The sequence below is a fragment of the Micromonospora sp. NPDC007271 genome, assembly GCF_040634005.1.
In the GTDB taxonomy this organism is placed as follows: domain Bacteria; phylum Actinomycetota; class Actinomycetes; order Mycobacteriales; family Micromonosporaceae; genus Micromonospora.
This window is the reverse complement of sequence record NZ_JBEYER010000024.1, coordinates 40,933-67,129: the sequence shown is the minus strand read 5'-3', so window position 1 is coordinate 67,129 and position 26,197 is coordinate 40,933. Positions and strand designations below refer to the sequence as shown.

At 75.1% G+C, this 26,197-nt stretch carries 23 protein-coding genes and 1 pseudogene; 9 read left to right on the top strand and 15 right to left on the bottom strand.

The window, feature by feature from the left end; all coding sequences use genetic code 11:
- Positions 1–190: 190 nt before the first annotated feature.
- A complete protein-coding gene (sodN, locus tag ABZ570_RS11580; protein WP_358060669.1) occupies positions 191–595 on the bottom strand; it encodes a superoxide dismutase, Ni in 405 nt (134 codons plus the stop codon).
- 184 nt (positions 596–779) lie between these two features.
- Here sodN and ABZ570_RS11575 point away from each other — a divergent pair, with 184 nt between their 5' ends.
- Positions 780–2,120, top strand: a complete 1,341-nt coding sequence (locus ABZ570_RS11575; RefSeq protein ID WP_358060666.1) for a radical SAM protein — start codon at positions 780–782, stop codon at positions 2,118–2,120.
- 117 nt (positions 2,121–2,237) lie between these two features.
- On the opposite strand, the gene ABZ570_RS11570 is transcribed toward ABZ570_RS11575, so the two are convergent.
- Positions 2,238–2,852 carry a TetR/AcrR family transcriptional regulator gene (locus ABZ570_RS11570; protein WP_358060663.1) on the bottom strand — a complete coding sequence of 205 codons (615 nt, stop codon included), beginning with the start codon at positions 2,850–2,852 and terminating at the stop codon, positions 2,238–2,240.
- A 112-nt stretch (positions 2,853–2,964) separates the two neighbouring features.
- On the opposite strand from ABZ570_RS11570, the gene ABZ570_RS11565 reads away from it, so the two are divergent.
- Positions 2,965–3,999 (top strand): hypothetical protein, encoded by a 1,035-nt coding sequence (locus tag ABZ570_RS11565; RefSeq protein WP_358060660.1) that lies wholly within the window; start codon positions 2,965–2,967, stop codon positions 3,997–3,999.
- A 100-nt stretch (positions 4,000–4,099) separates the two neighbouring features.
- On the opposite strand, the gene ABZ570_RS11560 is transcribed toward ABZ570_RS11565, so the two are convergent.
- The 5 genes and pseudogenes from ABZ570_RS11560 to ABZ570_RS11540 form a co-directional block, all read right to left on the bottom strand.
- Positions 4,100–4,600, bottom strand: a complete 501-nt coding sequence (locus tag ABZ570_RS11560) for a GNAT family N-acetyltransferase (RefSeq protein ID WP_358060657.1) — start codon at positions 4,598–4,600, stop codon at positions 4,100–4,102.
- A gap of 97 nt (positions 4,601–4,697) precedes the next feature.
- A complete protein-coding gene (locus ABZ570_RS11555; protein ID WP_358060654.1) occupies positions 4,698–6,581 on the bottom strand; it encodes an FtsX-like permease family protein in 1,884 nt (627 codons plus the stop codon).
- Positions 6,582–6,621: 40 nt separating this feature from the next.
- A pseudogene (locus tag ABZ570_RS11550) lies at positions 6,622–7,221 on the bottom strand (ABC transporter permease); the annotation flags it as partial.
- A gap of 1 nt (position 7,222) precedes the next feature.
- Positions 7,223–8,008 carry an ABC transporter ATP-binding protein gene (locus ABZ570_RS11545; RefSeq protein ID WP_358060651.1) on the bottom strand — a complete coding sequence of 262 codons (786 nt, stop codon included), beginning with the start codon at positions 8,006–8,008 and terminating at the stop codon, positions 7,223–7,225.
- 31 nt (positions 8,009–8,039) lie between these two features.
- Positions 8,040–8,171 carry a hypothetical protein gene (locus ABZ570_RS11540; protein ID WP_358060648.1) on the bottom strand — a complete coding sequence of 44 codons (132 nt, stop codon included), beginning with the start codon at positions 8,169–8,171 and terminating at the stop codon, positions 8,040–8,042.
- A 137-nt stretch (positions 8,172–8,308) separates the two neighbouring features.
- On the opposite strand from ABZ570_RS11540, the gene ABZ570_RS11535 reads away from it, so the two are divergent.
- A complete protein-coding gene (locus ABZ570_RS11535; protein ID WP_358060645.1) occupies positions 8,309–8,581 on the top strand; it encodes a heavy-metal-associated domain-containing protein in 273 nt (90 codons plus the stop codon).
- A gap of 51 nt (positions 8,582–8,632) precedes the next feature.
- Here ABZ570_RS11535 and ABZ570_RS11530 read toward each other — a convergent pair whose 3' ends face one another.
- The 3 genes from ABZ570_RS11530 to ABZ570_RS11520 form a co-directional block, all read right to left on the bottom strand.
- Positions 8,633–11,677, bottom strand: a complete 3,045-nt coding sequence (locus tag ABZ570_RS11530) for a BTAD domain-containing putative transcriptional regulator (protein WP_358060642.1) — start codon at positions 11,675–11,677, stop codon at positions 8,633–8,635.
- A gap of 391 nt (positions 11,678–12,068) precedes the next feature.
- On the bottom strand, positions 12,069–13,148 hold the full coding sequence (locus ABZ570_RS11525; protein ID WP_358060640.1) for an NAD(P)/FAD-dependent oxidoreductase: 1,080 nt from the start codon (positions 13,146–13,148) through the stop codon (positions 12,069–12,071).
- Between the two features lie 19 nt (positions 13,149–13,167).
- On the bottom strand, positions 13,168–13,365 hold the full coding sequence (locus ABZ570_RS11520) for a heavy-metal-associated domain-containing protein (protein ID WP_358060638.1): 198 nt from the start codon (positions 13,363–13,365) through the stop codon (positions 13,168–13,170).
- Positions 13,366–13,583: 218 nt separating this feature from the next.
- Here ABZ570_RS11520 and ABZ570_RS11515 point away from each other — a divergent pair, with 218 nt between their 5' ends.
- Positions 13,584–16,850, top strand: coding sequence for a heavy metal translocating P-type ATPase (locus ABZ570_RS11515; RefSeq protein ID WP_358060634.1), 3,267 nt, complete (start codon positions 13,584–13,586; stop codon positions 16,848–16,850).
- A 66-nt stretch (positions 16,851–16,916) separates the two neighbouring features.
- Here ABZ570_RS11515 and ABZ570_RS11510 read toward each other — a convergent pair whose 3' ends face one another.
- Positions 16,917–17,630, bottom strand: a complete 714-nt coding sequence (locus tag ABZ570_RS11510; RefSeq protein ID WP_358060631.1) for a spermidine synthase — start codon at positions 17,628–17,630, stop codon at positions 16,917–16,919.
- A 180-nt stretch (positions 17,631–17,810) separates the two neighbouring features.
- Between ABZ570_RS11510 and ABZ570_RS11505 the strand changes: the two genes are divergently transcribed.
- Positions 17,811–18,815 carry a zinc-binding dehydrogenase gene (locus tag ABZ570_RS11505; protein ID WP_358060699.1) on the top strand — a complete coding sequence of 335 codons (1,005 nt, stop codon included), beginning with the start codon at positions 17,811–17,813 and terminating at the stop codon, positions 18,813–18,815.
- A gap of 47 nt (positions 18,816–18,862) precedes the next feature.
- On the opposite strand, the gene ABZ570_RS11500 is transcribed toward ABZ570_RS11505, so the two are convergent.
- A complete protein-coding gene (locus ABZ570_RS11500; RefSeq protein ID WP_358060628.1) occupies positions 18,863–19,471 on the bottom strand; it encodes a class I SAM-dependent methyltransferase in 609 nt (202 codons plus the stop codon).
- Positions 19,472–19,870: 399 nt separating this feature from the next.
- On the opposite strand from ABZ570_RS11500, the gene eccB reads away from it, so the two are divergent.
- Positions 19,871–21,247, top strand: coding sequence for a type VII secretion protein EccB (gene eccB / locus ABZ570_RS11495; protein ID WP_358060625.1), 1,377 nt, complete (start codon positions 19,871–19,873; stop codon positions 21,245–21,247).
- A 53-nt stretch (positions 21,248–21,300) separates the two neighbouring features.
- Here the strand turns inward: eccB and ABZ570_RS11490 are convergent, their stop codons facing one another.
- Both ABZ570_RS11490 and ABZ570_RS11485 read right to left on the bottom strand, forming a co-directional pair.
- Positions 21,301–21,906 carry a class I SAM-dependent methyltransferase gene (locus tag ABZ570_RS11490; RefSeq protein WP_358060622.1) on the bottom strand — a complete coding sequence of 202 codons (606 nt, stop codon included), beginning with the start codon at positions 21,904–21,906 and terminating at the stop codon, positions 21,301–21,303.
- Positions 21,907–21,984: 78 nt separating this feature from the next.
- Positions 21,985–24,141, bottom strand: coding sequence for a molybdopterin-dependent oxidoreductase (locus ABZ570_RS11485; RefSeq protein ID WP_358060619.1), 2,157 nt, complete (start codon positions 24,139–24,141; stop codon positions 21,985–21,987).
- 59 nt (positions 24,142–24,200) lie between these two features.
- On the opposite strand from ABZ570_RS11485, the gene ABZ570_RS11480 reads away from it, so the two are divergent.
- Entirely contained in the window at positions 24,201–24,599 is a 399-nt protein-coding gene (locus ABZ570_RS11480) for an NUDIX domain-containing protein (RefSeq protein ID WP_358060616.1), read from the top strand.
- Between the two features lie 182 nt (positions 24,600–24,781).
- Here ABZ570_RS11480 and ABZ570_RS11475 read toward each other — a convergent pair whose 3' ends face one another.
- Positions 24,782–25,039 carry a hypothetical protein gene (locus ABZ570_RS11475; RefSeq protein ID WP_358060613.1) on the bottom strand — a complete coding sequence of 86 codons (258 nt, stop codon included), beginning with the start codon at positions 25,037–25,039 and terminating at the stop codon, positions 24,782–24,784.
- Between ABZ570_RS11475 and ABZ570_RS11470 the strand changes: the two genes are divergently transcribed.
- Entirely contained in the window at positions 25,023–25,448 is a 426-nt protein-coding gene (locus ABZ570_RS11470; RefSeq protein ID WP_358060610.1) for a hypothetical protein, read from the top strand. The genes ABZ570_RS11475 and ABZ570_RS11470 overlap by 17 nt on opposite strands.
- A 116-nt stretch (positions 25,449–25,564) precedes the next feature.
- Positions 25,565–25,957, top strand: coding sequence for a DUF2267 domain-containing protein (locus tag ABZ570_RS11465; protein WP_358060607.1), 393 nt, complete (start codon positions 25,565–25,567; stop codon positions 25,955–25,957).
- The last annotated feature ends 240 nt before the right edge of the window (positions 25,958–26,197 follow it).

Below are 26,197 nucleotides of genomic sequence, written 5' to 3'. Positions count from 1 at the left end.
GCCGTGGCGACGGCCGCACAGCCATGACACCGCCTCGGGAGCGGAGTCGTTGCGGTCACGGGTGGAACAGCGCATCGCCCTGCTGCCCCGGAACGGCAGGAACGACAACCGGCGTGGCACATGTGGAGTCGAGGGCATCCGGACAGCATGCCGTGACGAGGCAGTCACCCGCTGTCCGTGCCCCTCCGCGTCAGCTCTGCTTCGTCTCCCAGAAGATCTTCGAGATCTCCTCGATCTTCGCGAGCAGTTGCTCCGCCACGGCCGGGTCCGCGGAGCCCTTCGCGCCGCCGGCGCCGGCCAGCTTGGTCGCCTCGTTGAACAGGCTGTGCAGCTGCGGGTACTGCTCGAAGTGCGGCGCCTTGAAGTAGTCGGTCCACAGCACCCACAGGTGGTGCTTGACCAGTTCGGCCCGCTGCTCCTTAACGATCAGAGCCCGGGTACGGAACTCCGGGTCCTCGCTCGCCTGGTACTTCTCGGCGATCGCCTTGAGCGACTCGGCCTCGATCCGTGCCTGCGCCGGGTCGTAGACCCCGCACGGCAGGTCGCAGTGCGCGCTTACCACCGTGCGCGGGGTGAACAGACGTGACAGTCGCATGGGGATTTTCCTCTCTCCGAGCGGTACCGCCGAACGCTAGGACCTGAACCGTACTTCAGGTCAACACGTACGACGGCGGGACGTTCGTCACGTCACCATCGGAAGACCCCGAGCGGGGGCGGGAGATACCTTGAGGGATGCTGTGACCGTTGGGGGCGTTCGAAAACCCTGCTCAGGAGAGTGCATGGCATCGCGTACCGATCTCGTCGAAGACCTGATGAGCCGTTTCCCGCACGTGCCGCGCGAGGCCGTCATCAAGGAGGACCTGCTGCGCGGCGGCCTGGCCTTCGACGACTCGGCCCTGACCGACAACGAGAACGGCGACGTCAAGCCGAAGTCGTACTTCATCTTCTCCTTCGACCACCGCACGCTTCCTGAGCTGGGCACCGCCGCACTGCGGCGACCGCCGGAGGAGATCGTGCTCACCGGCGGGCCGTACGGGCTGCGCCGCACCGTGGTCTCGGTCCGCACCAACCCCGGCTCGCCGTACCGGGTCAAGAGCGACGACGAGGGGCGGCTGCGCCTGTTCCTGGACGACCGGCCGATCGCCGAGGTCGGGCTCCCGCCGATGCCGGACTACTACCGGCACACCCTTGCCAACGGCAAGTCGGTCATGGAGGTCGCCCCGACCATCCAGTGGGGCTACCTGATCTACCTGACCGCCTTCCGGGTCTGCCAGTACTTCGGTGCCAAGGAGGAGTGCCAGTACTGCGACATCAACCACAACTGGCGCCAGCACAAGGCGGCCGGCCGCCCGTACACCGGGGTCAAGCCGGTCGACGAGATCCTCGAGGCACTGGCGATCATCGACAAGCACGACACCGAGAAGGCCTCCCAGGCGTACACCCTCACCGGCGGCAGCATCACCTCCCACGTCGGTGGGCTGGCCGAAGCGGACTTCTACGGCCAGTACGCCCAGGCGATCGAGGAACGCTTCCCGGGCCGGTGGATCGGCAAGGTCGTCGCCCAGGCCCTGCCCCGCGCCGACGTGCAGCGCTTCCGCGACTACGGGATCCAGATCTACCACCCCAACTACGAGGTGTGGGACAAGCGGCTGTTCGAGCTCTACTGCCCCGGCAAGGAGCGCTACGTCGGCCGCGAGGAGTGGCACCGCCGCATCCTCGACTCCGCCGAGGTCTTCGGCCCGCGCAACGTCATCCCGAACTTCGTGGCGGGCGTCGAGATGGCCGCCCCGCACGGCTTCACGACCGTGGACGAGGCGATCGACTCCACCGCCGAGGGCCTGCAGTACTTCATGTCCCGCGGCATCACGCCGCGGTTCACCACCTGGTGTCCCGAGCCGACGACGCCGCTCGGCCGGACCAACCCGCAGGGTGCGCCGCTGGAGTACCACGTCCGGTTGCTGGAGGTGTACCGGGCGGTCATGGACGCCAACGGCCTGTCCAGCCCGCCCGGTTACGGCCCGGCCGGCCCCGGGCGAGCGGTCTTCTCGGTCAGCTCCTTCATGGACAGCCTCCCCGGCGAACCCGAACCCGAACCCGAACCCGAAGCCGACCGGGCCTAGCCCGCGATCGACCGGTCGCGGGCCGAGGGCCGCCCGGCGGTCGCGCCCATGGGCCGTCTCCTCCTCAGGGACGGGGCCGGCCGCGGCGGTGGCGGCGGCCCGTACTGACTGCGCGGACTATGCCGTGCCGCGCTTCCGCACGAGTGGCAGGTACACCTCGTCGACGATGTCGATGAGGACCTCGTCGGGTGCGGTGGGCACGCCTCGCGTGACGAACTCGTTCCGGAGCAGCACGATCGCCACGGTGGCGACCCGGGGGTGGAGGGATTCAGGGGAGGCTTCCCCGCGGGCGACGGCGCGCCCGAGGATCGCCAGCCACATGGCGGTCATGGCGTCGGTGGATTGCTCTGGTAGTCGCGCCGCGAGGTTCTGCGCGCTGCCGGCCGCCGCCAGCAGTTCCCGCAGGATGGTGCCGAGCGGCGAGCTCCAGTGCCGATTGGCTCGGCGCAGCAGTTCCAGGGCATCCTCGCGTAGCTCACCGGTGTCGGGAGCTTGGATCGTCGTGGCCAACTGCTTGTAGGCGGCGATGCCGAGAGTGAGGCGGTCCGGCCACCGGCGGTAGATCGCGTTCTTGTTGGTGCCTGCCCGCTTGGCGACCCGGTCCATGGACAGCCCCGCGTACCCGGACTCGGTGAGTTCATCGGCCGCGGCGCGCAGGATCGCCTCCTCCAGCGCCGCGCCCCGTCGCCGGGTCTGTCCGGCACGGGCCTGCGTCATCGGGTCGTCCGACATGCTCTTCCTTGCGATCGGTACTGCTCGTTCCTTCCAAGGATCCACTTGACGTGGGACCTCCGTCAAAATACGGTACTGCCAGTACCTTACGGAGACGCGGAAGGACCCCTACGTGCGCGCCAGAGGCATCACCTACGACACCGGATTCGTCCGCCACGGCGTGAACTCCCGCCAGCGCTTCGAGCCGAAGCTGGTCGAACGCGAACTACGTATCATTCGGGACGATCTGCACTGCACTGCCGTCCGCGTGACCGGCGGCGATCCCGAGCGGATCGAGACCGCCGCGATGTTCGCCGTCGACCTGGGCCTGGAGGTCTGGTTCTCGCCGTATCCGCTGGAGACGACTGCCGACGAGATGCTGTCGCTGTTCGCCGACTGTGCCGAGCGGGCGGAGCGGCTGCGGCGGCGCGGTGGCGCGGTCGTGTTCGTCACCGGCGCCGAGCTGAGCCTGATGAACCCGGGATTCCTGCCGGGCGGCAGTGTCGAGGAACGGATCGGGCTGCTGAGCCAGTCGCCCCGCGGGCGCGAATTGATTGCCGAGGCCGGCACCCGGGTGAACGACTTCCTCGGCAAAGCCGTAGCCCTGGTCCGCGAGCGGTTCGGTGGCAAGATCACCTACGCCTCGGTGCCAATTGACCGCGTCGACTGGACGCCCTTCGACATCGTGTCCATGGACGTCTACCGGTCGGCCGAGACCGCCGGGACGTTCGCCGAGACGTTCGCCGAGGGCATGCGCAGCCCGGTACTTCAAGGAAAGCCGGTCGCGATCACCGAGTTCGGCTCGGCCACCTACCAGGGCGCGGGCGACCGGGGCGCGCAAGGACTCGAGATCGTCGAGTACGACCAGGACACCGGGCCGGTCCGACTCAACGGGACGTACGTCCGCGACGAGGCCGGCCAGGCGGCCTATCTACGCGAGCTGCTGGAGGTCTTCGACGCCGAGGGCGTCGACACCGCCTTCGTGTTCATCTTCGCGCTCTACGACCATCCGCACCGCCCCGACGGCGATCCCCGCGACGACCTGGACCTGGCCAGCTACGGCATCGTCAAGGTCTTCGACGACCGCCACGGAGACACCTACCCCGACCTGCCATGGGAGCCCAAAGCCGCGTTCACCACCATCGCCGAGCATTACGGAAGGCAATGAGGGCGTCGGGCTGCCGCGGGCGGTCGCGCCGATTCGCCGTCTCCTGGTCACCGGTGGTGGCCGGCCGCGCTGCGCCGGCCACCACCGACCCGCCAGTGTCCTACGCGGGCGTAGCTGCCTCGTCGGTCTCCGGCGACAGCAGCGGCAGGTAGCTCTCCGGGCGCCAACCGGCGATCACCTTGGTGAACAACCCCGCGCCGAGCCGCCGGTAGAACCGCTGCGCCCCGGCGTTCTCCGGCTTGACCTCCCAGCGGATGATCAGCCCGTCGTCGGCGGCGGTACGGGCCAGCGCGAGCATCAGCGCCCGCCCGACCCCGGCGTCCCGGACGGACGCCCGGACCCAGAGGTCGTCCAGCGCGAGGATGTCCCGCCCGGACCACAGGTGCAGGCGGCGGAGCGCGGAGACGTAGCCGAGCGGCTCGCCGGCCCGCTCGGCGAGCAGGACGGTCACGTCGTCCCGGCCGAGCAGGGTGCGCCACCCGTTCGCGGTGACGGTGACGTGCGCGGCGTCGCCCTCGTGGGCGGCGATCTCCCGGACCAGGGTGTCCACAGTGGCGGCGTCGGTGGGGCCGGCCGGGCGGATGGTGACGGTGTCGGTCATGGTCTTCTCCTTTGGCTGGCACCGGCAGGAGGCCGGTGCCGCAGACGGGGAAAGGGCCGGGCGGCACCGGGGGAGGCCCGGCGCCGCCCGGAACGGGTCACGGGGTGCCGATGGCGGCGAGGACGTCCAGCCGGGCGGCGCGGCGGGCGGGCAGCAGACCGGCGAGCAGGCCGGCGGCGAGGGCGACGGCCAGCACCACCAGCAGCCGGCCGGCCGGTACGGCCAGCACGGTCGGGGCGTCCCGGCCCAGCGCGCGGACCGTGGCGGTGGCGAAGCCGACGCCCAGCGCGATCCCCAGGACGCTGGCCAGCGCGGCGACCAGCACCGCCTCGGCCCGGATCATCCAGCCCAGCTGCCGGCGGGTCATCCCGACCGCGCGGAGCAGCCCGATCTCGGCGGTGCGCTCCGTGATCGACAGGGCGAGGGTGTTGGTGATGCCCAGCAGGGCGATCAGCACGGCGAGCATCAGCAGCACCGTCACCAGGCCGAGCACCTGGTCGATCATCTGGGTCCGGCCGTCGACCGCGGCGGCCTGGTCGCGCAGCTGGGCGGTCGGGGTGTCGGCCAGCGCCGCGTTGATCGCCCGCTCGGCGGCGGCCCGGTCCGTCCCGTCGGCGGTGCGGATCAGCACGCTCGCGTCCATCTCCTCGCTGTAGAGCCGGGCGAAGGTGTCCAGCGAGATGAGGTAGTCGGTGGAGAGCGCCCGGGCGTCGCCGTCACGCAGCAGACCGACGACGGCGAGGCGCCGGGTGCCGGTACGGGAGAACGTCATGGGCAGCTCGTCCCCGACGGCCAGGCCACGGTCCCGGGCCACGTGCTCGGCCAGCACGATCCCCCCGCCGTTCAGCGCCGCCAGGCTGCCGGCGGTGAGGTGCAGGGCCGCCACCCGGGGCAGCGTCGCCGGGTCCACGGCGGTGAGGGCGCCGGTGGCGTCCCCGTCGCGCCAGTGGCCGTAGCGCAGCCGGGACGCGACGGCGACCTCGGGCAGCCGGCTCACCCGCTCGTACACGGCGGGGGAGAGGCCACCGAGCATCTCGTTGCGGGCGCTCTCCACCACGTGGTCGGCGGTGATCACCTCGGCGTACGACTGCCGGACCGAGCTCTTGACCGAGCTGCCGAGGACGGCCATGAAGCTGATCAGGGCGAGCCCGAGGGCCAGCGCCAGGGCGGTCGCCGCGGTCCGGCGCGGGGTGCGGGCCGCCGAGTCGGTGGCCAGCCGGCCGGTCACGCCGGCGGCGGCCAGCGGCCGGCCGACCAGGCGTACCAGGGCGGGGGTGATCGCCGGCCCGAGGAGCGCGAGCCCGCCGACGGCGCCCAGCGCGGCCACCCCGAGCAGCGCGACCGGCGCGTCCGCGGCGAGCACCGCCGCGGTCGCGGCCAGGCCCACGGCCACGGCGAGCGCGCCGACCACGGCCCGGATCCGTCCGGTACGGGCGGCGGCCGCCTGGCGCAGCGCCGCCACCGGCGCCACCGCGGCCGCGCGCCGGGCCGGTCCGAGCGCCGAGCCGACGGTGACGAGGACGCCGACCGCGAAGGCCACCAGCACGGTCCGGCCGGTCAGCACCAGCCCGCCCGCCGGCAGCGGAAGGCCGAACGCGCGGGCCAGGTTCCGGATGCCGGTGGCGGCGGCGACGCCCAGGACGAGCCCGGCGGCCGAGGCGGTGAGCCCGACCAGCAGCGCCTCGCCGAGCACCGAGCGCAGCACCTGCCCGCCGGTCGCACCGGCCGCCCGGAGCAGGGCGAGTTCCCGGGTGCGCTGGGTGACGACGATGGCGAACGTGTTGGCGATCAGGAACGCGCCGACCAGCAGCGCGGCGCCGGCCAGGGCGAGCAGCACCAGTTGGAGCCAGCTCAGCTGGTCGCGGGCCGCCGCCGCGCCGGCCGCCGCGACGTCGCGGCTCGCGGCGACCTCGTAGTCGGCGCCGACGGCGGCGCTGATCCGGCCGCGCAGTTCCTCGGGGGCGACACCGGGCGCGGCCACGACCGCCACCTCGGATGGCGCCGAGCCGGAGCAGGCGCTGCGCCGACGGGAGGGTGACCAGGGCGACGGTGCTGTTCGGCAGGCCGCCCCGGGCACCGAACCCGGCCAGCCCGACCACCCGGAGCCGGGCGGTGTCGGTCGCCCGGACGGTGACGGTGTCGCCGAGCCGGACGCGGTGACCGCGCGCGGTGTCCTCGTCGAGGACCACCTCCTCGTCGGCGGCCGGCGGCCGGCCGCTGCGGATGGTGAACGAGCCCGTCGGCGCGGGCGTCCAGGAGGCCAGCAGGGACGCGCCGCCCGGCACGACCGCCTTGCCGCCCACCTCGAGCAGGCCCTGGCCGCGGACCAGCGGCCGGGCGTCGGCCACCCCGGACACCGCGGCGATCCGCGCCGGCAGGTCGGCCGGCAGCGGGTCGCGGGCGACCTCGACGCCCATCGCGGAGTCGAAGGCGACGGCGTCCCGCACGGTCAGGTCGACGCCGGCGGTCGCGGTGCGGAACTGGTCGTCGAGCAGCCGGGCGGAGGTGTCGGTGAGGACCAGGCCGCCGGTGGCGAAGGTGACGCCGAGGACGACCGCGAGCAGGGTCAGGGCCAGCCGGGCACGGCGGGCCAGGGTGGTACGCAGAGTCAGGCGCCACATGTCAGTTCGCTCCGGTGGCTGCGGGCGCGGCCAGGCGCGCCATGCGGGACAGGATGGCCGGGACGGTCGGTGCGTCGAGTTCGCCGTCGATCCGGCCGTCGGCGAGGAACACCACCCGGTCGGCGTACGCGGCAGCGTGCGGGTCGTGGGTGACCATCACGATGGTCTGCCCGAACTCGTCGACGGCCTGCCGCAGGAAGCCGAGCAGCGCCTCCGCGGCCTGCGAGTCGAGGTTTCCGGTCGGCTCGTCGGCGAAGACGATCTCCGGTCGGGTGATCAGGGCGCGGGCCACCGCGACCCGTTGCTGCTGGCCGCCGGAGAGTTGCCCGGGCCGGTGCCGTAGCCGGTCGGCCAGGCCGAGGGTGGCGACCAGCCGGTCCAGCCGTTCGGGGTCGGGCCGGCGGCCGGCCAGGGTGAGCGGCAGGACGATGTTCTCCCGCGCGGTCAGGGTCGGCACCAGGTTGAAACTCTGGAAGACGAAGCCGATCCGGTCCCGCCGCAGCAGCGTGCGCGCCCGCTCGTCGAGGCCGGTGAGGTCGGTGTCGCCGAGCAGGATCTGCCCGGCGTCGACGGTGTCCAGGCCGGCCAGCGCGTGCATGAGGGTGGACTTGCCGGAGCCGGACGGGCCCATGATCGCGGTGAACCGGCCGGCCGGGATGGACACTGTGGCGCCGTCCAGGGCGCGGACGGCAGCGTCGCCGCGGCCGTAGGTGCGGACGACGTCGCGGGCCCGCACGGCCACGGCGGTGGCGGTGGGGCGGGTCGGATTCACGGTGCTCGTGGTCATCGGGGATCTCCTGTGAGAAGGCTCGGGTGGCTCAGCGGGCGGACCGGCGGCGCGACGAGACGCGTGTGGCGGGCACGAGGGCGGCGTGCGGGTTCCGGCGCAGCCGGCGGACCAGCTCGGCGCGCTCCAGCTCGAACATCGCGGCGGTGAGCAGGTGGTTCATGGCGACTCCTCGGTACGTGCTGATCGGTGTCAGGAGGAGAGTCGCCGGGCGCGCTGTCCGGAGGCTGGCTGTCGACCCGGCGGACGCGGACAGCGAATGGACAGGTCGCCGCCAGTGGCCGCGGCCAGGCTGGCGGCATGGTGGAACGGAACGGACCCACGACACCGGCGCGGGTGACGGTCGTGGCGCTGCCGCCGGGGATGTGCCGGCGCTGCGTACGCGCGGTCAGCCGGCGGGTGAGCGACCTGCCCGGGGTGGTGTCGCTGGAGTTCGACGTCGAGGCCGGCGTGCTGCGGGTGGGTGGCGAGGTGGATCCGGCCGCCCTGGGCCGGGCCGGCCTGACCGTCTGCCCCGACAGCCCGACCTGCCGCCGTGCGGGGAGCAGCGCGGACTGTCGCCGTTGCCGGTAGCGGCGCGGACTGTCGCCGTTGCCGGTAGCGGCGCGGACTGCGCCGTACCGGTCAGCGGGCCGCTGCCGCCAGGGCCGCCGCCGATCGCCGGGCCGCCTCGGCCTCCGGCTCCCGGCCGGCGGCGGCCGCCGCCTCGGCCATCAGCGACCAGAGCCGCAGCCGGGCCCACGGGAACTCCCGCTCCTCCAACAGCTGCACGGCCCGGCGGCACTCGTCGGCCGCGGTGACCGGGTCGCCACCGGCGTACGCGATCCGGGCCCGGCCCCAGGCCGCCCAGGCCTGGCAGCGCGGGTTGCCGCTACGCCGGGCGGTGTCGTCCGCCTCGGCGAGCATCGCCGGCACGCCCGCGGTCTCGCCCCGGTCCAGCCTTGTGTGCGCGAGCTGCACGAGGGTGAAGGCCAGCGCGTGCGGGGAGGGGTTGCGCCGGGTCTCGGCCGCCGCCTCCTCCAGGGTGGCGATCGCCTCGTCGGGCCGGCCGGCCTCGCGCAGCGCGACCCCGAGGTGCGCCAGGATCCCGGCGGGCAGGAGGCGGTCGCCGGCCTTCCGGGTCCACTCCAGGCTGCGCCGCCACTGCTCGGCGGACCGCGCGAAGGCCCCCGTGCGCAGGTCGAGCAGGGCTTCCACGTAGCAGACCGCCCCGTGCCACCAGGGATCGTCGGTGTCGCCCCGCTCGCGGCGGGCCCGGGCCACCATCGCCCGGTACTCGTCCGCGTCGCCGTCGTACTGGCCCTCCCACGCGACGACGAGCCGCGAGGTCGCGATGTCGGCGCTGTCGCCGAGACGCTCGAACTCCGCCAGGCTGTCCCGCGCGGCGGCCCGGGTCTGCGCGGTGGGGTAGTAGACACCGAGCTGGCCGATCCGTTGCAGGGCGGCGGCCCGGGCGGCCGGGGCGGCGTCGCCGGTGGCGAGCAGCGCGGTCAGCGCCCGGACGCCCTCGTGTCGAGGGCCGTAGTTCCAGAACAGGAAGAGCGCGTCCGCGAGGCGCAGGCCGGGGTCGACCCCCTCGCCGCGGTCCAGGCAACGGTCGACGGCGGCGCGGAAGTTGTCGTGCTCCTCCGTCATCCGCGCCCAGGCGTCGGCGTCGGAGCGCACGTGCGGGCCGTACCGCTCGGCCAGCTCGGTGAAGTACGTCAGGTGCCGGTCGCGGGCCGCCTCCGTCTCGCCCGCCTCGCCGAGCCGGGCGGCGGCGTACTCCCGGATGGTCACCAGCAGCCGGAACCGCCCGGTGGTCGGGTCCGGCACCACGAGGGACCGGTCGACCAGCCGGAACAGCAGGTCGAGGACGTCGTCCCTGGCCAGGCCGTCGAACGCGCAGACCTGCTCGGCGGCGGCCAGGTCCCAGCCGCCCCGGAACACGGCCAGCCGGCGCAGCAGCCGCCGCTCCGCCTCGGACAGCAGGTCGTGACTCCAGTCCAGGGTGGCCCGCAACGTACGGTGCCGGGCCTCACTGGTCCGCGCCCCGGCCGTGAGCAGCGCGAACCGGTCGTGCAGCCGGGCGGCGATCTCCACCGGCGGCAGCGCCTTCACCCGCGCGGCGGCCAGCTCGATGGCCAGCGGCATGCCGTCCAGCTGCCGACAGATGTCCGCCACCACCGGCGCGGTCGCCTCGTCGAGCACGAAACCGGGCCGCACCGCCCGCGCCCGGTCGACGAAGAGGGCCACCGCCGGGCTGTCACCGAGTCGCGCGAGATCGGCCGGCCCCTCGGGTACGCCCAGCGGCGCCACCGCGAGCTGGGTCTCCCCGGGTACCGCGAGGGCCTCCCGGCTGGTGGTCAGCACGGTCAACGCCGGGCAGGCCGCGACGAGCCCCTCGACCAGTTCCGCCGCCTCGTCGACGACGTGCTCGCAGTTGTCGACCACCAGTAGCGCCCGGTCGGTGCCGAGCCAGGCGACCAGCGCGGCGGTGGCGGCCGGTCCCGGTCCGGCGGCGGCCACGCCGAGCTGGTCGGCGACCGCCTCGGGGAGGTCGGCGCCACCCGCCAGGGCGGCCAGGCGGACCAGGTGCACCCGGTCGGCCAGGGCGTCGTCGACGTGGCGCACCGCCTCCAGCGCGAGGGTCGTCTTGCCGACGCCGCCCGGCCCGGTCAGCGTCACCACCCGCGCCTCGCGCAGCCGGTCCAGCACGCGCCGCACGTCGTCCTGCCGGCCGATGACGGAGGAGAGCCGGCGCGGGACCGGACCCCGCTCCGGTGCCCGGGGAACGGGAGGCGGCGCGGTCCGCGCCTGCGCCGGGCCGGCGCGGCCGGCCGGCGGCACCACCGCCGCCGTGGCCGGAGGTGGGGCGGCCGGCATCGCCGTACGCCGGGCCGGCGCCGGGGCGGGCACCTGCTGACGCAGGATCGCTCCGGCGAGTGCCTGGAGCTCGGGCGCCGGATCGATGCCCAGCTCGTCGGCGAGGCGGTGCCGCAGCGCGTGGTACGCGGTGATCGCGTCCGCCTGCCGCCCACCCCGGTAGAGCGCCAGCATCAGCAGCCGGTGCAGCCGTTCGCGCAGCGGGTGGGTGACGACCAGCCGTTCCAGGTCGGCGACCGCCTCGGCCTGCCGGCCGGCCTCCAGCAGCAGCTCGAGCCGGTCCTCCACGGCGCCCAGGCGCAGCTCCTCCAGCCGGGCCGCCTCGGCCACCGCCCAGCCGGCGTCGCCGACGTCGGCCAGGGCCGGGCCGCGCCACAGCCGCAGCGCCTCGTGGAAGCAGGCCAGCGCGGCGGTCGGCGCGTCGCCGGCGGTCGCGCCGCGCGCCCGGTCCAGCAGCCGCTCGAAGCGGTACGCGTCGACCGCGTCGGGGGCGACGGCGAGCTGGTAGCCGGGGGCGCGGGTCACCAGCAGATCGCCGCCCGCCCCGGCGGCGGCCAGGGCCCGGCGCAGCTTGGACACCCGCAGTTGCAGCGCGTTCGTGGCGTCGGCCGGGGGCTGGCCGGCCCAGAGCGCGTCGGTGAGCGCGTCGGCGGAGACCACCCGCCCGGCGGCGAGGACGAGCCGGGCGAGCAGCGCGCGGACCGCCGGGGCGAGCGGCGTGGCCGGCCGGCCGGTCACCTGCAACTCGACCGTGCCGAGCACGCCGAAGCCCACCGTGGTGGTGGCCCCGCTGTCCCGGCTCATCACGCTCCCGTCCGCTGCGGCGCCGGCCCATGCCGCCGCCCCGATCGCCGGGTGGCTGCCCGGGCGGGCCCATGGTACGTCGCGACCAACCTCCGCCGACCCCGCCGAAAGGCGGAACGCCCGCCGCCCGGTGCGGTGCGCCCGCGAACCTCGCCCCGACCCGTACCGTGCTGCGCCGGGCCGGCAGGACCGGCGACCGCCAGCGCTGCCCGAAAGGCGAGCGTGACCGACCGTAATCGCTCCGGCAGGCAGGACGCTTGGCGTAGATATGCCTCTCAGGCATATCTATGCCTGAGAGGCATGTTGCTTTCGAGGCAGCTGAGTCTCGGTGCCGGCCGGGAGGAAGTCCGCGCCAGGCCGGCCGGAGGATGGGGCCGCCGTCGGGGCCGGGTCAGGCCGCAACCGCCGGCGCCGGGTGGGCCGGTGCCGCCAACCGCCGCTCCTCGGCCAGGCGGGCGGCCAGCATCTCGGCGTCCCGGCCCACCCAGCCGAGCAGGGCCGAGCCGCGGGTGCGCTGCCAGGGCAGGCCGAGGAAGTAGAGCCCCGGCCAGTCCGTCACGCCCGCCCGCTGCACGGGCGCGCCGGACGGGTCCAGCACCGGCACCTCCAGCCAGGGGTAGTGCGGGCGGAACCCGGTGGCCCAGACCACCGCTTCCACCCGCCGCCGCCTGCGGTCGGCCAGCAGCAGGCTGTCGCCGTCGGCGTTCACCACCCGGCCGACCCGGTCGACCCGGCGCAGCAGCCCGGCCACGTCGGTGCCGATGATCGGGTTCTGCGCGGCGATCCGCCCGCCCAGCCGGCTGTCGGCGCTCAACCCCATGGTGCCCAGGCGGGAGAACCACCAGAAGATGTCCCGGCCCAGCCAGCGTTGCGGCAGCACCGGGCCGATCGTCGGTGCGGCCAGCACCACCCGCCGGCCGTGGTCGGCCAGCTCGGCGGCGATCTGCACGCCGGTGTTGCCGCCGCCGACCACCGCCACCACCCGACCGGCCAGCTGCTCGGGATTGCGGTACGCGCTGCTGTGCAGCTGGGTGACGCCCGGGGCGAGCCGGCCGGCCACCTTCGGCACCCGGGGGGTGTGGAACGCCCCGGCCGCCACCACCACGCGCTGGGCGTGCAGCGCCCCGGTCGACGTGTCGACGGTGAAGCCACCGGCCGTACCGGGGCGGACCGAGGTGACCCGGCAGCCCAGCCGGACCGGCAGGTCGAAGCGGGCCGCGTACGTGGCGAGGTAGTCGGCCACCTCGTCCTTGCCCGGGTGCCCGCCCGGGTCGCCGGCGAACGGCAGGCCCGGCAGCGCCGAGAACCGGCGCGCGGTGAACAGGGTCAGCGAATCCCAGCGCTGCCGCCAGGCGTCGCCCACCCGGGCGTGCCCGTCGAGGATCGCGAAGGGCACGCCGGCCCGGCGCAGGTGGTGGCCGAGCGCCAGCCCAGCCTGCCCGCCCCCGACGATCACGGTATCCAACTCCATCGGTCCGTCCCCTCCCCGTTCAGGCGACCTGGTGGCCGGCCTCGCCGATGGCGGCCACGACGGCGGCCCGATCGGCGTCGCCGTCGACCCGCACGGTACGCGTCGCCAGATCGACCGTGATCGTGTGGACCCCGGCCACGAGGCCCACCTCCTCGCGGATCGCCGCGACGCAGCGCCCGCAGCTGATGTTCGGCACGGAGAGCACGAGCTGGCTCACGGTTCACTCCTTCGTTCGGCGGGCCGCCCGGTGGCGACCCGGCAGCCCGAACCGTGCCGGCGGACGCTGTCCGCGCCCTGTCGCGTACGCCCGAAGGGGTTGACGGGTCGCGGACAGCGGGCGGACAGCGGCGGCCGGGAGCGTGGCGTCACCGGCCGCAGCGGCGGGCGGCGAGCAGCCAGGGCGCCTGCGACGCCCGGTACGAGAGGAGCAGTGCGATGACGACACCGTTGGTCGTCTCCGCCACGCTGGACATCGGCGGGATGACCTGTGCGTCCTGCGTCCGGCGGGTGGAGCGGGCGCTGAGCCGGGTCGAGGGCGTGGAACGAGCCGAGGTCAACCTGGCGACCGAGACGGCGATCGTCGTCCACGACCCGGCCCGGGTGAGCCCGGCGGCGCTGACGACGGCGGTGGAACGTGCCGGCTACACCGCCGTGGTCCACGCCGACGCGGCGTCCCGGCCGGACGCCGCGTCCGGGTCCCCGGCTTCCGACCCGGCGGACGACGACGCGGCGGACGACGACGCGGAGGGCGCCCGGGCGCAGGAACGGGAGGTCGCCCGGCTCAAGCGGATCTGGCAGCTCACCCTGGCCACCGGCCTGTCGATGATGGTGCTGATGTACCTGCCGCTGCCCCTCGACGCGATGGACTGGCTGATGCCGGCGCTGCTGGTCGTCGCGACCGTGGTGCAGTTCGGGGCGGGCCGGCCCTTCTACCGGGCGGCCTGGGCGGCGGCCCGGCACGGCGGCGTCAACATGCACACCCTGGTCGCCCTGGGCACCACGGTCGCGTACGCCTACAGCGCGTTCGTCACGCTCTGGCCGGCCGCGGCCGAACGGCTCGGCCTGCCGCTGCACGTCTACTTCGAGATCTCCGTGGTGGTCATCGCGCTGGTGCTCACCGGCCGCTGGATGGAGGCCCGCGCCCGGCGGCAGACCGGCGCGGCGATCGGCGCCCTGCTCGGGCTGCGCCCCCGCACCGCCCGGGTACTGCGCGACGGCGTCGAGACCGAGGTGCCGGTGGACTCCGTCGTGGTCGGCGACCTGGTCCGGGTCCGCCCCGGCGAGAAGGTGCCGGTGGACGGCACCGTCACCGAGGGCACGTCCACGGTGGACGAGAGCATGCTGACCGGCGAGAGCATGCCGGCGTCGAAGACGGTCGGGGACGTGGTCATCGGTTCCACCGTCAACCGGACCGGCTCCCTGGTGCTGCGGGCCACCGCGGTGGGGCAGGACACCACCCTCGCCCAGATCGTCCGGCTGGTCCAGCAGGCCCAGGGCGCCAAGGCGCCCATGCAGCGGCTGGTCGACACCGTCTCCGCCTGGTTCGTCCCCGCGGTGATCGGGCTGGCCCTGCTCACCTTCGGTGTCTGGGCGGTCGCCGGGCCCGACGACGGGCGGCTCACCCTGGGCATCGGCACCGCGATCGCGGTGCTGATCATCGCCTGCCCCTGCGCGCTCGGCCTGGCCACCCCGACGGCGATCATGGTCGGCACCGGCAAGGCAGCCGAGCTGGGCATCCTCGTCTCCGGTGGCGACGCCCTCGAACAGGCCCGCCGGGTCACCACCGTGGTGCTGGACAAGACCGGCACGCTCACCCGGGGCCGCCCCGACGTCACCGCGGTCCACACCGTCGACGGCGTCGACGCCGACCAGCTGCTGGCGTACGCGGCGGCGGCCGAGAGCGGCTCGGAACACCCGCTCGGTGAGGCGATCGTCCGGCACGCCCGCGCCCGTGACCTGGCCGTGCCGACGGCGGACTCCTTCGAGGCGGTGCCCGGGCACGGCGTCGAGGCGCGGGTCGACGGCCGGAGCCTGCTCATCGGCAACCAGGCCCTGATGCGCCGACACGAGGTCGACGCCAGCGCCCTGTCGAGGGAGGCCAGTGCGCTCGCCGCCGCCGGCGGCACCCCGGTGCACGTCGCCCTCGACGGCCGGCTCGCCGCCGTGATCGGGGTGGCCGACACCCTGCGCCCCGAATCCCTGGCGGCGGTCGCCCAGCTGCGGGCGCTGGGCCTCGAGGTGTGGATGCTGACCGGCGACAACCGGCTCACGGCCGAGGTGGTGGCCCGCGAGGTCGGCATCGACCACGTCATCGCCGACGTCCGCCCCGACGAGAAGGCCGCCCGGGTCGCCGCCCTGCAGGAGCGGGGTGCGGTGGTGGCGATGGTCGGCGACGGCATCAACGACGCGCCGGCGCTGGCCCGCGCGGACCTGGGCATCGCCATCGGCACCGGCACGGACGTGGCCATCGCCGCCTCCGACATCACGCTGGTCGGCGGGGACCTGCGCGGCATCGTCTCGGCGATCGCGCTGTCCCGGCGTACGGTCACCACGATCAAGCAGGGGCTGGGTTGGGCGTTCGGCTACAACGTGCTGCTCATCCCGGTGGCCGCCGGGGTGCTCCACCCGGCCTGGGGCATCCTGCTGGACCCGTCCCTCGCGGCCGCCGCGATGGCGATGAGCTCGGTCAGCGTGGTCACCAACGCGCTGCGGCTGCGCCGCTTCCGCCGGCCGGAGACCGCCGCCGCGCTGCGGCCCCGGCTGGGCGCCCGGCTCGGCGAGTGGGCGTACCTGACCGGGGTGGCCGCGCTCGCGCTCGCCGTGGGCGCCGGCTTCACGGCGCTGAGCCGCACCGACGCCGCCGCGCGCGGCATGAACGGGGTCCTGGCCTGGACGCAGGGCACCGGCATGCCGATGCGGCCGGCGATGAGCACAATGATGACCGCCGAGACCGAACCGGTGCCCGCCGAGGACGCCGGGCTCCGGGTCGACGTGCGAATGCCCGCCCCGGTGGTGCCCGGCCGACCCGCCACGCTGCGGATCCTGGTCACCGACGCGGACACCGGCCGACCGGTCCGCGACGTCGGGCGCAGCCACGAGGCCTGGATGCACCTGATCGCCGTCCGCGACGACCTGGCCAGCTTCGCCCACGTCCACCCGCAGCCGGCGGGCCGGCCCGGCGAGTTCGACGTCACGCTCACCTTCCCCACCACCGGCCGGTACGTCGTCCACACCGAGTTCCGGCGCAAGGGCGAGCTGACCGACGTGCTGCAGCGGCACGACGTGGTGGTCGGCGACCCCGCGGAGGTCATCCACCAGCCGCCGGCGGTGTCCGGGCGGCAGCAGGTCGTCGACGGCGTGCGTGTGACCCTGGACGGCACCGCCAAGGTCGGCCGCAGCAGCTTCACCTACCGCTTCGCCGACGCGGCCACCGGCCGGCCGCTGACCGGGCTGCGGCCGTACCTCGCCGCCGCCGGACACGTGGTGATCATGTCGGCGGCGGGCGACAGCTTCGCCCACGAGCACGCCGAGACCGAGGACGCCGACGGCCGGCCGGTCTTCGCCCTGCCCGGCCAGACCTACGGGCCGGACCTCGACCTGCACGTCGACTTCCCCCGCCCGGGCCGCTACCGGCTCTGGGGCCAGTTCCGCCGCGCCGACGGCCACGTGATCACCGTTCCGTTCACCGTCGACGCCCGCTGACCGGGCGGGTGCCATCCGGGCCGGTCCGGTGTCTCCCGGACCGGCCCGGGCCGCCCCCGGCGCGAGTCAGTGCCGGGCCACGTAGACGGTGTTCGCGGCCTCCCGGCGCTGCAGCGGGTTGGGGAAGCGGACGACGTGCGCCACCGAGGTCGGAAACACCTCGGTCAGCACCCGCTGGAACGCCGAGTCGGGCGGGTCGTTGGACCAGAGCGCGAAGACGCCGTCCGGGTGCAGCAGCGCGGCGAGCCGGCGCAGCCCCTCGACCGTGTAGAAGGCGGCGTGGCTGGGGTGCAGCACCTGGCGGGGTGAGTGGTCCACGTCGAGCAGCACCGCGTGGAACCGCCGGCCCGGGGACTCCGGGTCGAGCCCGGCGCCGCCGGCGACCGCCGCGAAGAAGTCGGCCCGCACGAACCGGGTACGCGGGTCGGCGGCCAGGCCGGCGGCGAACGGCAGCAGGTCCCGCCGGTGCCAGTCGATCACGTCCTCGATCGCCTCGACCACCAGCAACGAGCGGACCCGGGGATCCTCCAGCGCGGTGCGTGCGGTGTAGCCGAGCCCGAGACCGCCCACCACCACGTCCAGCGTGTCCGCGGTCAGCGGCGCCAGCCCGAGCCGGGCGAGTTCGATCTCCGCGACCGGGAAGAGGCTGGACATCAGGAACTCGTCGTCGAGCTTCACCTCGTACACGTCGACGTCGAGTGACGGGTCGCGGCGCCGGCGCAGACTGATCTCGCCGATCGGGGTCTCCCGCCAGGCCAGTTCTTCGAATCGAGCCGCCACCCCGATGGTCCTCTCCGCCGGTCCGTGACCGGATGCTACCGGTCCGCCGCCGCTCGGCCGGGCCATCCGCCCTGCTCACCGCTTTTTCGTCGACACCAAGCATCGGCCGCCCCGCCCCGGGTACGCCCCTCGGTCGAGGACGGTCGAGGACATCGGAGAGGGGAGCGGAGCGTGGCGGACATGCTGGCCGGGCGGCTGCACGTGGCCGAGCGGGCGTTGCGGATGGAGACGGTGCCGGTGCCCGAGCCGGGGCGCGGAGAGGTACGGATCCGGGTCGCCGCCGCCGGGGTGTGCCTGTCCGACGTGCACCTGATCGACGGCACCCTGACCCCGCTGTACCTGCCCGGCGACGTGGTCACCCTCGGGCACGAGGTCGCCGGGACCGTGGACGCGCTCGGCGAGGGGGTGCGCGGCTGGCAGCCGGGCCAGCGGGTGCTGCTCCAGGCGGGGGAGCGGGACCGGTTCGGCCTCGTGCTCACCCGGGGCGTCGACTACGACGGCGGCTGGGCCGAGTACGCCCTGGCCCGCGAGGACACCCTGGTCCCCGTCCCGGACCTGCTCCCGTTCGAGCAGGCCTGCATCATCCCGGACGCGGTCTCCACGCCGTGGGCGGCGGTGACCGACACCGGGCGGGTCCGGCCGGCGGAGGCGGTCGCCGTGTGGGGCGTCGGCGGGCTGGGCGTGCACGCGGTGCAGTTGCTGCTGCTGGTCGGCGCGGCCCCGGTGATCGCCGTGGACCCGCTGCCGGCGGCCCGGGACCGGGCGATCGCCCTCGGCGCGGACGTGGCCCTCGACCCGAAGGACGGCGGCTTCAAGGATGCCGTGCTGGAGCTGACCGGCACGCGGGGGCTGGACGTGGCGTTCGACTTCGCCGGTGTCAACGCGGTCCGCGAACAGGCCATGACCGTGCTCGGCCGGCACGGCCGGCTGGTGCTGGCCGGCATCGCCAACCAGCCGATCAGCATCCCGTCGGACAGCCGGTTCACCTACAACCGGCAGGCGGTGCTCGGCCACTACGGCTCCGAGGCCGAGCACGTCGGGCAGCTGGTGACGCTCACCGGGCTGGGCCGGCTCGACCTGTCCGCCTCGGTCAGCGACGTGCTGGCCCTGGCCGACGCCCCGGAGGCGGTGCGCCGGGTGCGCGACAAGCAGGGCGACCCGGTCCGGCTGATCCTGCGCCCCTGAGACCCGGTGCCGCCGGCCCGCCCCGGGGTCGGCGGCACCGGGCGGGGTCAGTCGGTGGGCCGGGTGGCGACGACGACCGTGTCGAGGGCGTCGACGCTGCCGCCGTCGGTGGTGGGCACCGGCCGGCGGGCGGTCTCGGCCCGCCGGATCCGCAACCCGGCCAGCCCGTCGACCACCCCCTCAGGGGTGAGCAGGACCTTCGGGTCCTGCGGGCCGCCGACGCCCCCGCCGAGGTTGGCGAGGTCGTGGCCGACGACGACCAGCGTGCCGCCGGGGCGCAGCGCCCGTCGCGCCGAGTCGAGCACCCCGGCCAGGTCCTCGGCGGGCAGGTGCAGATAGCTGATCAGGACCAGGTCGTAGCTGCCGGGCACCGGCCGGTACGCGGTCACGTCCCCGACCCGCCACTCGACCGGTACGCCCCGGCGGGCGGCCAGCTCGCGGCCCCGTTCGACGGCCACCGGCGAGAAGTCCACCGCGGTGACCCGCCATCCCCGCTCGGCCAGCCAGACCGCGTTGCGTCCCTCGCCGGCCGCCAGGTCGAGCGCGCTGCCGGGGGTGAGCCCCTCGACCGACTCGACGACGAACCGGTTCGGCTCGACGCCCCACACCAGATCCGGCGCTTCGGCGTACCGGGCGTCCCAGGTACTGCTGTCCACTGTGTCTCTCCCTTCGGCGGCGTCGCACCCGCCGCCACGGTGACCGTACCGGTCTATGCAAGCGCTCCCACGGCGGCTTCGGGGCCGGAGCTCATGTCCCGCGGTGCGGTTTCCGGCCGGCGTGCCACTCGTTGGCCATCCGGACGTCGAGGACCACGTCCGGGGCCGGCAGGCCGGCGGGGGCTTCGCCGGCACGGGCGGCGGCGAGGGCGGCGAAGTCGGCCCGGGGCAGCTCGCGGAGCTGGTCGGGCGAGGCTCACCGTGCCGTTACTACCCGCCCGCACCGGGATCAGGCGGCGCGGGCGGCGGATTCTCCGGCCTGCCGCGCCGGCGACGGAGGGTCCACGGAGGGTCGACGGAGCGTCTATCCTGTGCCCCGACGCACTCGGAAGGAACACGATGCCGTCGCGGCAGGACCAGCTCCACTCGTACCAGTTCACCGTCCAGCGGGCGGTCGCGGCGCTGGTGATGCGGGAGACCGATCCGGCGCAGTCGCCGTTCCGGCGGCTGGCCGGCGCGGGTCTGGCCAGCGCGCTGGTCGCCGTGATCGCGCTCGGCGGCGTCGCCCTGTACGGCCTGTTCACCGGCGGCGGCAGTTCCTGGCGCGACCCGGACGCGGTCATCGTCGAGAAGGAGTCCGGCGCGCGGTTCGTCTACCGGGAGGACCGGCTCCACCCGGTGCTCAACTACGCCTCCGCCCTGCTGATCATCGGGGCGGACCGGCCGCGGACCGTCCTCGTCTCCCGCCGCGCCATCGACGGGGTGCCGCGTGGCCTGCCGCTCGGCATCGCCGACGCACCGGACTCCCTGCCCGCGCCCGGCCGGCTCGCCTCTGAGGCGTGGACGGTCTGCTCGGTCGACGACACCGGGGCGGGGCGCAGGGAGGTCCGCTCGGCGCTGCTGATCGGGCGGGGCACCACTGGCGGCCGGCCGCTCGGCGAGCAGGCGGTGCTGCTGCGGCACCCGGACGACCGCCTGCACCTGCTCTGGCGCGGCCGGCGCTACCTGCTCCGCGATCCCGACCGGGTGCTCGCCGCGCTGGCCGCCACCCGAGCCCGCGCGGTGCCGGTGGCCCCGGCGCTGCTCAACACGGTGCCGGCCGGTGCCGACCTGGCCCCGCCCCCGGTCCGCCACCTCGGTGCGCCCTCCGACCGGGTCACCGGCGCCACCGTCGGCGACGTGTACCTGGTCCGTAACTCCGGCGGCGGCCGCCAGTACGCGGTGGCCGAGCGGGACGGCCTGGCCGGCATCACCGAACTCCAGGCCGCGCTGCTGCTCGCCCGTACCGGCCAGGGCGACCCGAAACCGATCACCCTCGGCCGCTTCGCCGCGCTGCCCAAGCTCCCCGATCGGGCGCCCACCGGGCCGGCCGCCCCGCCGGCCGTACCGCCCCGGCTGGCCACCGTGGACGGCGGCGCGCTCTGCGCCCGGGTCGGCGACGACACCGGCGTACCCGACGTCCGGGTCGGCGCCCGGCTACCGGACCTCGCCGCCGCGGCCCGGACGGCCGGGGGCGGGCTCGCCGACCAGGTGGTGGTCGAGCCCGGGCGGGGCGCGGTGGTCGAGGCCGTGACGGCGCCGGGCGCCGCCGGGGGTGCGGTCTGCGTCGTCACCGACCTCGGCCGGCGGTACGTGCTCGCCGGCCCCGACGTGCTCGGCATGCTCGGCTACCCCGGCGTCCGCCCGCTGCGGCTGCCGGCGAGCCTGGTCAGCCTGGTCCCGGCCGGCAGCCCGCTCGACCCCACCGCCGCCCGGACGGTCGCCACCCCGGCCTGAGCCGCTTGTGGCACCCGCCGGGGCTGGACCGCCGGCAGGCAGGGGTGCGCGGGTCAGTCGACGGGTCTGCGCAGGACGGTCACCGCGAAGTCGGCGCCGTCCCGCCACGGACGCAGATCCCAGGTGGCGAAGCGGTGCTCCCGGCGTAGCCCCGCCGCCACCGCGTCGGCGTCGAAGTCGGTGAGCGGATAGCCCCGGTCGGTGCCGAAGCCGACCACCACCGGCCCGTCCGGCCGGATGTGCGCGGCGATCCGGGACAGCACGGCCCGCTCGGTGCCCGGAGCGACGAACGCCATCACGTTGCCGGCCACCACCGCCGCGTCGAACGGTTCGGACTCGCCGAGCGCGCCCAGGTCCAGCTCGGCCAGATCGGCGACCAGCCAGCGCGGGCCGGGGTGGTCGGCGCGGGCGGCCTCGATCAGCAGCGGGTCGGCGTCCACGCCCACCACGGTGTGTCCCCGGGCGGCCAGTGCGGCGCCGACCCGGCCGGTGCCGCAGCCGGCATCCAGGATCCGGGCGCCCGGCGGAACCAGCACGTCCAGCAGCCGTGCCTCGCCGGCCAGGTCCGCGCCCTCGGCGGCCAGCCGCCGGAACCGGTCGACGTACCACTGCGAGTGCCCGGGCCCGGTGTCGGTCACCCAGCGAGTCGGCTTACCCATACCGACACCGTAACTGATCTTGCCCGGGTCGCGCCGCCGACCGGTGGGCTCGGGCGCGCGCCTCAGGTGAGGGCGGGGTCAGCCGGCCGGCGCGGCCGCCACGTCGCGCCCGGCCACCACCTGGCGGGGCGGCTCGGCCGGCACCGCCGCGGTGTCGCGGGGCGGCTCCACGGTCAGCAGCTCCGCCGGCACCGGCTCGACCTCGACCCGGCAGTCGTGGAACGTCGGGGCGCCACCAAGATCGGTGTCACGCACGGCGGTCACCGCGTTGACGGTGGCCCGCCCCGGGCTCAGCCGCGCCCAGTACGCCTTGTAGGTGAACGCCAGCCCGGGTCGCGCCGCGTCGTCGACGGTGACCGCCGCGACGAAGGCGCCCCGGTCGTTGCGGACCCGCACGGCGTCGCCGTCGGCGAGGCCGCGCGCGGTCCCGTCGTCGGGGTGCAGGTGCACCCGGGGCGGCCCGGTGCGCCGCAGGTGCCAGGGCTGCGAGGCGAAGGTGGAGTTCATCAGGAACCGGCCGGCGGGAGCGATGAGCACCAGCGGGTACCGGCGGGCCAGCTCCGGGTCGGCGGCCTCCGCCGGTGGGGTGTAGCCGGGCAGCGGGTCCACCCCGTGCCGGGCCAGCGCCGGGTCGTGCAGCCGGGCCCGGCCGTCCGGGGTGGGAAAGCCGCCGTGGGCGTACGGGGCCGTCCCGACCGCCACCCCGGTGGCCCGGACGTACGTCCGCTCGCGCAGCTCCTCGAAGCTGACCGGCGTGCCGCGCAGCAGCTGCCGGGCCAGGTCCTCGTCGCTGTCCCGCAGGCGGGGATGGTCGAGGCCGAGCGCGGCGGCGATCCGGCGGAAGATCTCGGTGTTCGGCAGCGCCTCGCCGGGCGGCCGGGTCACCGGCAGGTTCAGCGTGGTGTAGTGGTGGCCGTAGGAGGTGTGCAGGTCCAGGTGCTCGGGCTGCATGGTGGCCGGCAGCACCACGTCGGCGAAGTCGCAGGTGTCCGTCCAGCGCTGCTCCAGCACGACGGTGAACAGGTCGGGGCGGCGCAGGCCGGCGAGCAGCCGGGTCTGGTCGGGTGCGGTGGCGGCCGGGTTGGCGTTGAACACCACCAGGGAGGTCACCGGCGGGTCGGCCTCCCCGGTGAGCACGGCGGCGAGCCGGCTCATGTTCACCAGCCGGGCCGGCGGGGCCGGCATGTCCGGCGGACGGACCACCGGCCCCAGGTCGACCCGGTGATGCCCGCTGGTGGTGACGAGGGCGCCCCCGCCCGGGTACCGGAAGTCGCCGGTGACCAGTGGCAGCGCGCAGATCGCCCGGATCGCCTGGCCGGCGCCGGCGTGCCGTTGCAGGCCCAGCCCGACCCGGACCGCGGTGGGCCGGGTGGTGGCGATCCGCTCGCCGAGGCGGCGGACCACCTCGACCGGCAGGCCACACTCGGCGGCGGCCCGCTCCACCGGCCACTCGCCGAGCCGGGCCGCCAGCTCCGGCCAGCCGACGGTGTGTGCCGCCAGCCACTCCTCGTCCGCCGCGCCGGCGTCGAGGACGTGCCGCATCAGCCCGAGCGCCAGCGCGGCGTCGGTGCCGGGCAGCGGCGCGACGTGCTCGTCGCTGCGCGCCGCGGTCTCCGTGCGCAGCGGGTCGATGGTGACCAGGTACGCGCCGCGCTCGCGGGCCTGCTGGACGAACGGCCACAGGTGCAGGTTGGTGGCGAGCGGGTTGGCGCCCCAGAGCACGATCAGTTTCGCGGCCACGATCGACTCGGGCTCGAAACCGACCGAGCTGCCGTAGATCGAGCGTTGCGCGGCCCGCGCGGCGGCGGTGCAGATGGTGGTGTCCAGCCGCGACGCACCCAGGTGGGCGAAGAGCCTGGGGCCCATGCTCCAGCCCTGCACGAGCCCCATCGTGCCGGCGAAGTAGTAGGGCAGGATCGCCTCCGGGCCGTCCCGGTCGATGCTGGCGCGCAGTCCGGCGGCCACCCGGTCGACCGCCTCGGCCCAGCTCGCCGGCCGGTAGGAGACCTGCCCGGCGCCCTTCGGGCCGGTCCGCACATACGGCGTGGTCAGCCGGTCGGGCCCGTTGACCGCGTCGAGGTAGCGGTTGACCTTGCCGCAGAGCACGCCCCGGGTGAACGGGTGGTCGCGGTCGCCGCGCAGGGCGACGGCCCGGCCGTCCTCCACCGTGAGCTGCCAGACGCAGGTGTCCGGGCAGTCCAGCGGGCAGGCGCCGGGGTGCGTGGTGCGGACCATGCCGGCAGCCTACCGAGCAGGTCCGATAGGTTGATGCGGCAGTCGAGCTGGGGGGCCTCGTGGGCGAGATCGACAAGGTGGCCTGGGTCCGGGTCGAGGACGGCCGGGTGCTCTGCGCCCGCTCCCGGGGCAAGGACGCCTGGTATCTGCCGGGCGGCAAGCGGGAGGCGGGCGAGACCGACCTGGAGACCCTGGCCCGCGAGGTCGCGGAGGAGCTGGGCGTCGAGATCGCGCCGGAGTCGGCCGTGCCCGTCGGCACGTTCACCGCGCAGGCCCATGGCCGGGTCGCCGGGACGGTGGTGCGGATGACCTGCTACGCCGCCGACTACCGGGGCACGCCGCGCCCGACGAGCGAGATCGAAGAGCTGGCCTGGCTCGGCTACGCCGACCGGCATCGGGTCTCCCCGGCGAACCAGCTCGTCTTCGACCAGCTGCGGTCGACCGGCGAGCTGCGCTGACTCCTCCGCTCGCGGCCCGTACGGGGCGTGGGAACCTCGGCGTCTCCGGCGGACATCCCGGTCGAGGAGAAGCGCTGGTGTTTGAGCGATATGCCGCTGAGGCATATTTATGCCTGAGAGGCATATCGCTTCCGGGGCCGCTGCCATCCTGATGACCACAGGCCGGGACGCGCCCGGGGTGCTCAGCCGGGCAGCAGCCGGGCCAGGGCGTGCAGCGCGGTGCGGACCGTGTCATCGTCGGCGCTCAGGCTGACCCGGAGGCCGGGTGGGGCACCCCGGCGGGCGGCGAACTCGTCGGTGCCGGCCACCGCGACGCCGCGCCGGCGGGCGGCGGCGGTGACCGTCTCCGCGTCGTGGTCGAGGCGTACCCAGGCGAAGGGTGCCGGCCCGGTCGGCGACAAGCCGACCGGCGGCACGGCCACCGTGACGCGGGCTCGCACCCGTCTCGGGGTCGGTCGGGCGATCACCGGTGCGGCGGTGCTCCAGGCCGGCGCGGCGCTGGTGCTCGTGCCGCACCCGTTCGGCATCGGCGCCGGGCTGGCGGTCGGCGCCTTCGCCAGCGGGCTCTACAACGTCAACGCGGTCAGCCTCCGGCAGGCCGCCACGCCCCCGGCGATGCTGTCCCGGATGACCGCCACCAGCCGGTTCGTCATCTGGGGCGCGATGCCGCTCGGCGCGGCGCTCGGCGGCGCCCTGACCGGGCTGCTGGGGGCGCCGGCGTACCTCGCCCTGGCCGCGACGGGGATGGCCGCGGCGGCGCTGGTCACCCGCTGGTCGCCGGTGTGGGGTACCCGGGACATCCCGGCGCGGGACGACCACCCGGCCCCCGCGGTGACCGTCGGGCGGTGACCGCCGTTTGCTCCCGCCGGGCACGGGTAACCGGCGACCGCGCCGGGGAACGACGGTTCCGGGTCGAGCCGGGGCCGTCGGCGGTCCGGCGGGGGCGGTGGCGACAGGAGGCGGGCGTGCGGTTTCCCCGATTCGTCGAGGCGGTGTCCCGCCGCGCCGAGCTGCCCACCGAGCTGGCCGCGACGATCTCCCGCGCGGTGCTGCAGACCCTCGCCGAGCGGGTGACCGGGAGCGAGGCGGACGACCTGGCCGTGCAGTTGCCGGACGAGCTGAGCGGCTACCTGGCCGCGCCGACCGGCAGCCGCGCGACCGGGGGGCCGGTGGCCTTCCTGGGCCGGGTGGCCGAGCGGGCCGATGTGGACCCGGCGGTCGCCGAGGTGGGCACCCGGGCGGTGCTCGCCACGCTGCGCGAGGCGGTGACCGTCGGCGAGTTCCAGGACCTGGTGGCGCAGCTGCCGAAGGGGTTCGATGCGATGGTCGATCCGATCCCCGGGTACGATGACCGGTGATTGCTCCCCGACAAGCGGGTTGAGCTGCGGCGAGTGGCCACTTCGGTGAAAATTTCGCGATTCCACAGTGGTTCTACCGGAAAAATACTCGGCAGTAGACCTCTACGCCGTAAATCGTCTTCGCGCTAGGGGGATGATCGGACGGTTTCCACCGTCCGAGGTTCCAGTGGGTTGTCGGCCCTTCGGCCTGACCGTCGTCGATGCTCTTTCGGTCGGGGAATTGAGCAATATTCTGCTTCC